The organism is Campylobacter porcelli (assembly GCF_002139855.1).
In the GTDB taxonomy this organism is placed as follows: Bacteria; Campylobacterota; Campylobacteria; order Campylobacterales; family Campylobacteraceae; genus Campylobacter; species Campylobacter porcelli.
Genome location: NZ_CP018789.1, coordinates 1,208,754 through 1,219,702 on the forward strand (window position 1 = coordinate 1,208,754; position 10,949 = coordinate 1,219,702).

Consider the following 10,949-nt stretch of genomic DNA (forward strand, 5'->3'; position numbering starts at 1 on the left):
TATCCTTTCACAACTTTGGCGGTATTTTATCTAAAATTACTTTTAAAATAACTTTAATAACTAAAAATTATTTCCAAAAATATCATTAAGCCCTATTTTGCCTTCATAATACGCCTTTCCGATTATAACTCCAGATACCCCTTTAGCCTTGCTTGCAGCCTCTAAATCAGCTAAATTTGCTACTCCTCCACTTGCGATTGTGGCAATGCCACTAGCCTTTGCGATAGAAGTGGTAAAATCTAAATTTAACCCACAAAGCATACCATCATTATTAATATCAGTAGCTATTATCGCCTCTACTCCAGCATCTGCGTATAATTTAGCTAAATGAGTGGCCTCCATCTTGCTAACTTCAGCCCAGCCTTCAACCGCTACAAAGCCATCTTTAGCATCAATGCCTACAACTATTCTATACTTTTTTGCCATCTCTTTTACAAATTCAGGATTTTTAAGTGCCACTGAGCCTAAGATCAATCTAGTTACACCTGAGCTTAAATAGCTCTTTATACGCTCTTCATTACGAACTCCACCGCCAATTTGTATATTTAAATTCGTCGCACTCACTATCTTTTCTATGGTTTTTAAATTTAACGCATCTCCAGCAAAAGCCCCATCTAAATCTACAATATGTAGCCACTTTGCCCCAGCATCGCTAAATCTCTTAGCTAGCTCCCAAGGCTCATTAGAGTAAATTTTCGCACTATCCATAACCCCCTTTGATAGCCTTACTACCTTGCCATCTTTTAGGTCTATTGCCATATATTTTTCCATTATAGCTCCATAAAATTCTTAATAATTCTTAGCCCATTATCGTGAGATTTCTCAGGATGAGGCTGAAAGCCATAGACATTTTCATACTCTACAGCACTGACAAATTCATATCCATAATCTGTATAAGCTAGTGCAAATTTGCTATCACAAATAGCATGATATGAATGCACAAAATATAGATAAGCACTATCTTTAAGACCTTTTATAATCTTGCTTTGTTTTGTAAATTTAGCCATATTCCAGCCCATATGCGGAACTTTTAATGGCTCTTTAAATTTAGTTTTGTCAAACTCTACAATGCTCCCTTTAATCACACCTAAACCACTATGCTCACCAAATTCATAGCTTTTATCAAACAAAAGTTGCATTCCAAGGCATATCCCAAGAAATGGCTTACCACTGGATATAAACTCTAAAATCGCACTATCTAAGCCACGAGATTTTAGCTCTTCCATCGCCTTGCCAAAAGCACCAACTCCAGGTAAAAGAAGTCTATCATACTCCTTTAAACGATCAGCATCGCTAACTAGCTCACTCTTAGCACCTACAAACTCAAGCGCATTTTGCACACTTCTAATATTCCCAGCACCATAATCAATAATCCCTATCAATACTACTCCTTCTTAAAACAAACAAATAGCAACTAAGCGCAATCATCAAAAATCCAACCCCACCAATGAGATAGATAGCATAAAATATCTGGCTTGGATCGGTAATAGCAAATTTAAAAACAAGCATTAATGACTCAATAGCTAAGGCTATAATAATGCTACCTATAAATCTTACCATCGTTCTGCTTCCGCCATTTTGATGATGATTTGGTCTGCCTAAAACTTCAGATTCAAAAATAGCCTTAACAAGATCAAATATCGCAAGTGCTAAAGTCAGCACAATAGTGGATTCAAAAACCTCGCTAATATTAATCTCATTAAAGCTCTTTAGCACAAAGCCCTTTATCCCATAAATAAATAAAACAAGCGAAATTACAAATAACGCAATGGAGAAAACTGAGTATATAAGCTTTGTAAATTTACCAAATATACCATCAACCGACCCAGGGCTAATAATAGCTAAAAGCTCACTTAGACCAATATCCATACAAGCTACATAAACTAGCTCTTTATTCTCATTATAAATAGGCATAGATGCTGTAACGCAAAGACGATTAGTAAGGCTTGAAGGGTATGGATCTGTTAATACACAACGCCTCTCACGCACACTTCTATAATAATAAGCCTTATTACTTCTATTAGCACCTTTGCCAATTGTATTTTTAGGATCTAAGCTTATGGTGTCTTCTAGCTGAATTCCATTTTTATCTAGTATATAAAAAGCATCAAATCCATCAACTTCATGAGCGATCTTATCAAAACCATCTTTGATATTTTGAGCACTAACTCCTGGTAGATTATTTGGGATATTTCTATTAAATAGATAACATAGATAGGCTCTAGCTTTATAGCGTATTTGGCTAAATTCTTCAATCTCTTTAAATGTCACATTAATTCCTATTTTTATTATGGTTAAATTCTGTAACTATAGCTTTTAGATTATCCTCTATATCTTGCTGGCTTTGACTATTTAATAAATTTGAAATTTGTAAATTTAATTTATCAATATCATATGGCTTACTCTTAGTTACAAATATACTCTCAAATTTAGTCGCTACATCGCTTGGGTCAATTAGTAGCTCCTCATATAGCTTCTCACCTGGTCGAAGACCTACAAATTTAATACCCAAATGCTCTTTGGAGCTTAATTTTAACATTCTTTGTGCCATATCAGCTATTTTGACTGGCTTGCCCATATTTAAAACAAAAAGCTCCCCGCCCTTAGCTATACTAGCTGCTTGAAGTACTAGCTGACAAGCCTCGCTAACTAGCATAAAATATCTTGTGATCTCAGGGTGAGTTACACTTAATGGCTCATTGGCTGCGATTTGGGCTTTGAATTTAGGGATTACGCTACCGCTACTACCAAGCACATTACCAAATCTTACTGCCACTATCTCAGTGGAGCTGGTATTTGAATTTAACGCATATAACTCACATACTCTTTTAGTAGCGCCCATAATGTTAGTTGGTCTAACGGCCTTATCTGTAGAGATCAATACTACTTTTTGGGTATTATATTTTTTAGCTAAATCTACCACATTTTTAGTCCCTAAGATATTATTTTGCACTGCAACTAAGGGGTTAAACTCGCATAGTGGCACATGCTTATACGCCGCGGCGTGAATGACAATATATGGCTTAAACTTAGCGAATACGCTCTCAAATTCGCTTTTATGCGTGATATTTAACATCACTAAGCGGTTACGATCATCGGCGTTTGTAGCTTCATTTATTTGGTAGAGATTATACTCGCTGTGATCTACCATTATTATCTCTTTCGCACCAAATTTCAAACACTGCTTACATATCTCACTACCTATAGTTCCACCAGCACCAGTAACCATAACGCTCTTACCACCGATAAAACTCTCAACCACGCTACTATCAAGGTCTTTTGGCTTTCTAGCTAGTAAGTCTTCAATGCTAATATCAGTAATTCCTTGATTATTTTGCCCAATTAGAGAAAATATCTTAATATCCTTAAAGCCTAAAGCATCTAGCTCATCATATAGCTCTTTAAGCTCATTTGGCATAAGTTTTAAAGCGATTATAGCACTCTTTACGCCATCATCTACATAGCTTTTTAACTCATCTTTATGACCTACTTTATACCCATCGCAATATGTCCCTACTAAATCCTTCCTACCATCTACGACCCCAACTGCATAGTAGTTAGCATAACCGCTTTTTAATCCTTTTAAAATTTGTAAAGTCTTAGAAGTAGAGCCAATAATCACGCACGGATTGCCATTTTTGCTCTTTTTAAAATCTAGTAAAACTCGCTTTGAAATCCTTAAGCTACCAACCATTATAGCTGATAGAAGTGCATCTATGATAATAACACTTCTTGGAAATGGAGCAAAAATCTCCTCATAAGATAAAAATATACAAAAAAATATCCCAGCACAAAGCAGACAAGCCAAAGTAATCTTCCTAGACTCATTTAAACCAAAAAATCTCCACGGAACGCGGTAAATTCGAAATGCCCACAATAATGCGATTTTTATAATAGCTAAAATAATCCCACTATATATCATTCCAGGGATAAAAATCTCTGGAATATCCCCGCTAAATCTAAGCAAAAAAGCAAAATATATGCTAAGGGTAAATATAAAAATATCGCATAAGAGAAAAAAGGCTACTCTACGCCTTTTAGTCGCCCTAATCACAACGCACTCCTAACGATACTAGCAATTTTTTCAACCAGCTCATCACTCATATCAGCCCCACTAGGAAGGCAAATTCCCCTTGAAAAATACTCTTCACTCGTGCCATCAATAAAGCATTTAGCACCTTTAAACACAGGTTGAATATGCATAGGCTTCCATAGCGGTCTGCTCTCTATATCATTTTTATTTAAGGCTTCTATAACTTTCAAGTGGCTATTTTTCTCTTTAAATAAAAGCGTAGTTAGCCAGCGATTTCCTTTTGAATTTGGAATTTCAGGCATAAATTCAGCCACATCACCAAGTAAATTTGAGTATATTTTAAATATCTGCCTTTTTCGCTCTACTCTACTTTGTAAGACCTCCATCTGCCCTACACCAATAGCACCTAAGACATTGCTTAATCTATAGTTATACCCATAATCTAAATGCTCATAATGAAGTAGCGGCTCCCTTGCTTGAGTGCTATAATACCTTGCTTTTGCGATAAAATCAGAATCGCTACTTACTAGCATTCCCCCGCCACTTGTAGTTATTATTTTATTACCATTAAAGCTATAAACTCCAGCATCGCCAAATGTCCCAAGAGCCTTATCACTATAAAATCCACCAAGAGCTTCAGCCGCATCTTCTATAACTTTTATACTCTCATTTTTGCAAATTTCTAAAATTTCATCTATCTTAGCAGCCTGTCCATAAAGATGGGTTAAGATAAGGGCTTTTGGCTTTTTATCACTTTTAAAAATCGCTTCTTTTAATAATCTTGGGCTTAAATTCCAGCTCTCATCGCTATCTATAAAGAGTGGCTGGCATCTTTCATACATTATAGGATTTACGCTTGCTGCAAATGTAAAGGTAGAGGCTAGCACTATATCGCCATCTTTAATCCCAAATGTGCGAAGTGCTAGATGAAGTCCTGCTGTGGCTGAATTTAACGCTAGAGCATTTGAAACCTTACAATACTCTTTAATGCTATTTTCAAACCTATCTACAAATTCTCCAAGTGGTGCTATATAATTACTTTTAAATGCTTCATTGACATACTTCTGCTCATTACCACCCATATAAGGTGCGCTTAAAAAGACTCTAGCCATAATCTTTCCCTTGATAATTAGTAGCGATATTTTATCAAAGTTAGAATAAACTTAGTATTAATAGCTCAAATAAAGTTAAATTTAATTTATAAGCCTACTACTTGCTTTGTGGCTTCTATCTTTTTTTGACTCCATATCACAAGATCTTTTATAATTAGCTTTTGAATGGCTTTAATAAAATTCTCCATAAAATCAAAATCTATTTCACCGTTAGCGGTTATTGGTAGTGAAATAACATCATTTTCTACTTTGTCGTTCCAGGTAGCCAAAAAATCCCTAGAATATTTAGGATAAAGAACTTTTTCTAAAACACATTGAAAAAATAAATTGATCTTAAAATCTATTTCACAATTTTTAAATTTTATAAAATAACTTTCAGCCAATATCCCAGTTTCGTGTTGTTGAGCATAAACCTTACCAGTAGCAATAACACCATTATACACTATTGAGATAACATTTTTATAAGTTTCAAAATCATCTTTTTTAGCCCAATACATTATGCCATTATCTCCAAATTTACAATAAACTACTGGCACAAAAAACTCAGTTGTTTTTATTTTTGAAACTGCTTTGAATTTATCGCCTTTACCTAAAAATTTTGCTGATAATTTATCAAACAAATCGCCGATTTTAAATTCACGCTCTACCCCCCCCCATTTGCTAAATTCATCAAATTTAGCTAGGGCGTCCTTTTCGTTTTGGGTTAGCTCATAATCTTTTAAGCCAGTGGCTTTTAGATAGGCTTCTAGCTCACGCACACGCTCCGCTTCTAGCTCCGCTATAAAATTCTCCATAAAATCAAAATCTATCTCGCCATTTTTGGTTGGTAAAAGGATTTTTTCGTTTTTGATTTTAGCCCAAGAACACATATTTTCGTAGCCAAATTTATACTTTAAAAAGTGAAATGAATTTGCTATAAAAAGTCCTTGTTTTGGTGTTATTTCAAATAGCGGTTTTAAACAAAAAACTCTTGCGTGTGTTACCATTTTATATTTAAAATTGCGATAAAAAGCGTTTCCAAACATATCAATCGTAATTGTATTTTCATCAAAAATTTTAGCTTTTATATCGGTTTTTCCCAAAATCCCATTTTCGCCAAGTCCTGCTGTTATAACATATTCTCCAAGTCCATTAATATGCTCTTTTTTAATATCAAAATTGCCATTAAAGCTTTCAAATAATTTTTTAATTTCAAATTCTTGCCATTTTATAGAATTATGTTTATTAATAAGCATAGAATTTACGCTACTGGGACTATCCTTTTTAAGAATTTGAGCTACTTCCCACGCTAGATAATCACTCACGCATTTTTTAAAGTCGTTTAAAGTTGGCTTGGTATCTATCTTTTTATGCTGTCCAAAGGTCCAATCCTTGCCATTTAAACTAATCGTATCTAAAATCAAAGTGCCATTAGCTTCGTTATAAAAATCGCTTGATTTTTTGCGGTCTAAGACTATATCTACGATTTCGGCGTATCTTAATTCAGCGTTGTCAGCGTCTTTTAAATTTACATTTAGACCGCTTTTTTTGCGGTTTTGGCGAGAGTAGCCGTCATTACTAAAATCGATAAATTTTACTATGGATTTTTCATTGTGTGGTCTGCCTACTTCAAAAAGATAAATAGCAGTCTGAACTCCAGCTTTTCCGCAGAAAATATCGCTCATTTTTATACTTGCTTTTAGTGTTGAGTGTTTTAAAATTTCTTTTGTATATGGCAAGCCGTTTCCGCTTCCTGCGTTTTCTTGTATCAAGACGGCTGCTTTTCCGCTTTTCATTTTGCTTAGGGCTTTTTCTACAAAGTTAAAGCCTTTTCCGTCTGCTGAATAAGGCGGATTTAGCAAAAATACATTTGCTGGGAATGGGGTGGATTGGTCTTGGTAATTCCCTTCGTAGTTTATCAAACTATCTGTATTTATCACATTTGCTGAGCCATCGCCCATTAAAATCATATTTAAAATAGCAAGAAGACAAATATCAGGGCGAAGCTCAACACCTAAAAGCTGTTTAGACTTGATATGAAAAAGCTTATCCTCAAGCTCACTGCTTGAATTTATGCTATTTTTCGCATCGGCTAACATTAATTTCAAAGACGAAATCAAAAATCCACCACTTCCCATCGCATAGTCCCAAACAAAGCTATCTTTATTTACTTCACAAAGTTTTGCCATGAGATCGGTTACATAGCGTGGAGTTAGGACAACATCGTTTTTCTCGCCATCTGGGATATCTACATAGCGGTTTAAGACATTGAAAAGCTGACCGGTAAAATCCAAATGGTATTTGTTGTTTTTAAGATATGGCATTACATTTTCAAGCACGATTTTATAAATTTGCTTTAATCTGCTTTGGCCGTTTTGGCTTTTCCATAAATTTGTATCTATAAAAACTTTTGTAAGTTCGCGTAAAATCATATCTTTTTTAGTTGAGTTTAGATTTTTGTGTTCTAGGTAGTCGCTAATTTTGTTAAGAATAATTTTGCCATCGTTTGAATTTGGGGTATTTTCGCCTTTTAAGTCATTTAAGGCAAGTGGTGAAATGTGATTAGCAATGCCTAAATTTGCCATGATTATACCGACTACTATTTCTACTCTATATTGAACAGCAACGCCATAAGTGTGGTGTATGGTCTCATTTAAATTTTTAAGGCGAACTTCCATTTCGTTTTCTATCTGGGCAGTTTTGGCTTCGATCTCTTCTTGTGAGAGTTCGCAGTTTTTAATAAGATCATCTAAATCGCTACTTGCTAAAAAGCTTAAATCACTAAAATCGCCAAGCTTTTTGTAAATTTTTGGGTTTGAGACGAGATAAACGGCGTATTCTATGGTGATTTTTCCTGAATTTTCATAGCCATTTATACCAATAGCGATACAATCTGCAAAATCGCTATAAAAAGTTACGGCATCTGCGTAATGAATAGCGCCATTTAGTGCGTATTTGCTTATATTTGAGTAATTTGGCTCGTTTTTTGAGTTTTGGTTTGCGATATTTCCTTCATCGTCAAATTTTGCAAGGTCGCCTTTTGTGCCTTTGACTTCTATCATTACAGGTAGATTTTTGAGCGTTGCTGTCTGGATAAAAAGCTTAATATCTGGGCGATTTACGCCATCGCCACCTTTTTTGCTTGGGGCTTTATTTAAAGCTTCATCAATGCTTTCATTTATGATTTCAGTTTTTGTGTAGTATTTTAAATTTAGCTTTTTAAGCTCAGCTTTTGCGTGGTCTTCGATTTTTTCTTCTATGCTTTTTGCCATTTTATGCCTTTTAAATTTGATTATAAATTATAGTAAAAAAATTTAAAAAGCAAGATAAAAATCTTTGATAAATTTATATATAGTTTCTGTAAAATTAAACTCTTAAAAGAACATATAACCACTTTAAGAGTTTATAAAATCTATCAAGAGTAAAAAGCTTAATAAAACAAGCTATTTACACTCTCATCGTGATATACTCTACAGATTACTTCGCCAAAATAGCTAAATTCTAAAATTTACGACTAAAATATATCATCAAATCGCTCTTTTTATATATCTCAAATCCAAATTTTTGGTATAAATTAATAGCTTTTGGGTTATTAGCATAAGCTTTAGCTAAAATCTCTTTAACCTTTAAATGATTAAAAGCGTAATCAACTATACTACTCATCAAAATATCCCCCATTTTGCGTAAATTTGGGTTAGCATAAAGGCCAAATTCGCATTTTCGACTATCTATATTTATAAATGAGATAACTCCGATTGGCTCACTATCTTGATATACCAAAAAATATAGTTTATCGCTACTATTTTTTAATGAATTTATGAAATTTAGATGTTCGTCCCATTTTATGCTTTTATTTATCATATATTGTGCGATTTTAGGATCATTTCTCCACTTATATACTAGCTCTATTTGAGAGTTATTAAAATCTTTGAAATTTAATAACTCTACTTTATTAATCACGCTCTTTTCTAGCATCTATCTCCTCACTTTTATCGATCCAGCCATACTCGCACCACTCAAATTTAATATCATCGATATTTTTAAATTTATTACACTCCCATTTTTCCATGCCCAGCATTCGCATTGTCTTGCCATATCTATAGCTCTCTTTTTGCTCTTTTGTCTTTGGTTTGTGAAAAATTATCGCATTTAATGCTACTGATATTAGGCATAATATCGCTATTTTTCTCATCTATTCGCCCCTTTTAACCCTTAGAAATATTGGAAATCTTGGTTTATTATTTTTAGTTAAATTTTGAAATTTATATGTGATTATGGTGCCTATCTTTGGCGGATTTGTTCTTATTTCATCGCTAAATCCAGAGCCGATTTTAAACGCAACCTTACTAAATATATCCACGCATTCAAGAGATCCCATCTTGCCTTCTAATCTCCCTTTTCCGCCATTTATAGCTACTATTTCGCACTCGCTATCACGCCATTTTTTTATCTTTAAGATTGATGAGCTACGACCGCTAGTATATTTAGCATTTGGATCACGCACCACTATACCCTCTCCACCATTTGCTACTACCATATCCAAAAAGGCAAAAGCGTGATTATTATCCTTAATTTCAATCTGCTTAATAGCGCTTATAAACTCACTTGGGTTTGAGCTTAAAAAGCTATTTAAATAATCCATTTTTTGATATAAATTCCCATCAAATCTAGGCAGATCAAATACCATATATTTAATTCTCTCCCATGCCTTATCATCTGGGATTTCATCCAATACAGCTGAGGCGATAAACTCAAATTCACCCACCCCACTCCACAGCTCTCCATCAAGGGCAAAATCTGGTAGAGCTTTTATAAATTTATCTGGAGCATTGATAGTGTTTCCATTACGGCTTTTTAGCTCTTTGCCATCCCAAATAGCACGCACACCATCATACTTTTGGCTCATTACCCAACCACTTAAATTCTCATCTTTATACTCTTTAAGTAGCATAACCTCCCCAAAAGAGATAGCACAAAATAGCCAAAATAGTATTAAAAATCTAATCAACTCTACCTCATTCTATTAAGTTCATTTTCTATATATTCACAAAATACAGAAGTATAGCTCATATCCGGTTTTTGTGTGTTTAGATAGTGGCTCATTATGCTTAAATAATCTATATAATCATCTATATTTAGCTTTCCTCGGAGTAACTCATACTTCAAAAACAGCCAATATGTATTTAGCGTATCAGACTCACAATACTCATCAATCTTATCTTGCTTATTGCCATAATACAAGCTCATCACCTCATCGCCACAAACATCATATTTACCGGGCAAATTTAAACTAGCACAAAGCAGATCAAGCTTTAGCCCACTTACAGCCTTAAAATCACTAATGTGATCTAGCAAATCTAGGTGAAAAACCCCATCATAACGACTTCTATAATTACACCACTTATCCTTGCCACTAACTCTATCATTAGTGCTAAAATACTCGCTAGCATCGATATTATACCGCATAGCTCTAATCATCAGCATAGGTAGGTCAAATCCCCTGCCATTATAGCTAATCAATCTTGGATTATGCTCGTTGATAAATTTGATAAATTCAGATATTTTCTCTTTTTCGCTACTACCTGCAATTGTAGATACTCGCTTAAATCTACCAAATTCATCAGCAATTACCGCACTAATTGTAACAACTTTATGAAAGCAAACAGGTAAAAACTCATTCCCACTTTGCTCTTTTTGCGCTTTTAGTGCTATCTTTGCCACGCTCTCATCATCGCCTTCATAGCCATAAGCTGCCCTTAAAGAGTCGCTATCTGGCACAGTTTCACAATCAAAAACACAGATATATCCGCTCATAGATTACCAAC

10 protein-coding genes are annotated in these 10,949 nt (G+C 34.4%); all 10 read right to left on the reverse strand.

What is annotated here, in order from left to right; all coding sequences use genetic code 11:
• Positions 1 to 60: 60 nt before the first annotated feature.
• The 10 genes from hisA to CSUIS_RS06115 all read right to left on the reverse strand — a co-directional run bounded on the left by hisA (position 61) and on the right by CSUIS_RS06115 (position 10,938).
• Positions 61 to 771 carry a 1-(5-phosphoribosyl)-5-[(5-phosphoribosylamino)methylideneamino]imidazole-4-carboxamide isomerase gene (gene hisA / locus CSUIS_RS06070; protein ID WP_086297911.1) on the reverse strand — a complete coding sequence of 237 codons (711 nt, stop codon included), beginning with the start codon at positions 769 to 771 and terminating at the stop codon, positions 61 to 63.
• Positions 771 to 1,382, reverse strand: a complete 612-nt coding sequence (gene hisH / locus CSUIS_RS06075; RefSeq protein ID WP_086237960.1) for an imidazole glycerol phosphate synthase subunit HisH — start codon at positions 1,380 to 1,382, stop codon at positions 771 to 773. The genes hisA and hisH overlap by 1 nt, the downstream gene beginning before the upstream one ends.
• Positions 1,366 to 2,271 (reverse strand): PDC sensor domain-containing protein, encoded by a 906-nt coding sequence (locus tag CSUIS_RS06080; RefSeq protein ID WP_086237961.1) that lies wholly within the window; start codon positions 2,269 to 2,271, stop codon positions 1,366 to 1,368. The genes hisH and CSUIS_RS06080 overlap by 17 nt, the downstream gene beginning before the upstream one ends.
• A gap of 1 nt (position 2,272) precedes the next feature.
• The gene (gene pglF / locus CSUIS_RS06085) at positions 2,273 to 4,054 is read right to left on the reverse strand and encodes a UDP-N-acetylglucosamine 4,6-dehydratase (configuration-retaining) (protein ID WP_086297914.1); all 1,782 of its coding nucleotides are present in this window, start codon (positions 4,052 to 4,054) and stop codon (positions 2,273 to 2,275) included.
• The gene (gene pglE, locus CSUIS_RS06090) at positions 4,051 to 5,145 is read right to left on the reverse strand and encodes a UDP-N-acetylbacillosamine transaminase (RefSeq protein WP_086297917.1); all 1,095 of its coding nucleotides are present in this window, start codon (positions 5,143 to 5,145) and stop codon (positions 4,051 to 4,053) included. Before pglE ends, pglF begins: the two co-directional genes overlap by 4 nt.
• Before the next feature lie 86 nt (positions 5,146 to 5,231).
• Positions 5,232 to 8,396 carry a restriction endonuclease subunit S gene (locus CSUIS_RS08600; RefSeq protein ID WP_086297921.1) on the reverse strand — a complete coding sequence of 1,055 codons (3,165 nt, stop codon included), beginning with the start codon at positions 8,394 to 8,396 and terminating at the stop codon, positions 5,232 to 5,234.
• A gap of 229 nt (positions 8,397 to 8,625) precedes the next feature.
• On the reverse strand, positions 8,626 to 9,099 hold the full coding sequence (pseH, locus tag CSUIS_RS06100) for a UDP-4-amino-4,6-dideoxy-N-acetyl-beta-L-altrosamine N-acetyltransferase (RefSeq protein ID WP_086297924.1): 474 nt from the start codon (positions 9,097 to 9,099) through the stop codon (positions 8,626 to 8,628).
• Entirely contained in the window at positions 9,077 to 9,316 is a 240-nt protein-coding gene (locus tag CSUIS_RS06105) for a hypothetical protein (protein ID WP_086297927.1), read from the reverse strand. Before CSUIS_RS06105 ends, pseH begins: the two co-directional genes overlap by 23 nt.
• Complete coding sequence (locus CSUIS_RS06110) at positions 9,317 to 10,132, reverse strand: DNA ligase (RefSeq protein WP_236860770.1); 816 nt, start codon at positions 10,130 to 10,132, stop codon at positions 9,317 to 9,319.
• 2 nt (positions 10,133 to 10,134) lie between these two features.
• A complete protein-coding gene (locus CSUIS_RS06115; RefSeq protein ID WP_086297930.1) occupies positions 10,135 to 10,938 on the reverse strand; it encodes a 3'-5' exonuclease in 804 nt (267 codons plus the stop codon).
• Between the last annotated feature and the right edge of the window lie 11 nt (positions 10,939 to 10,949).

Bases quoted from the DNA above. Each gene is read 5' to 3' on its own strand.
- hisA (WP_086297911.1), bottom strand. From the start codon at position 771: ATGGAAAAATATATGGCAATAGACCTAAAAGATGGCAAGGTAGTAAGG.
- pglE (WP_086297917.1), bottom strand. From the start codon at position 5,145: ATGGCTAGAGTCTTTTTAAGCGCACCTTATATGGGTGGTAATGAGCAG.
- CSUIS_RS08600 (WP_086297921.1), bottom strand. From the start codon at position 8,396: ATGGCAAAAAGCATAGAAGAAAAAATCGAAGACCACGCAAAAGCTGAG.
- pseH (WP_086297924.1), bottom strand. From the start codon at position 9,099: ATGCTAGAAAAGAGCGTGATTAATAAAGTAGAGTTATTAAATTTCAAA.
- CSUIS_RS06105 (WP_086297927.1), bottom strand. From the start codon at position 9,316: ATGAGAAAAATAGCGATATTATGCCTAATATCAGTAGCATTAAATGCG.
- CSUIS_RS06115 (WP_086297930.1), bottom strand. From the start codon at position 10,938: ATGAGCGGATATATCTGTGTTTTTGATTGTGAAACTGTGCCAGATAGC.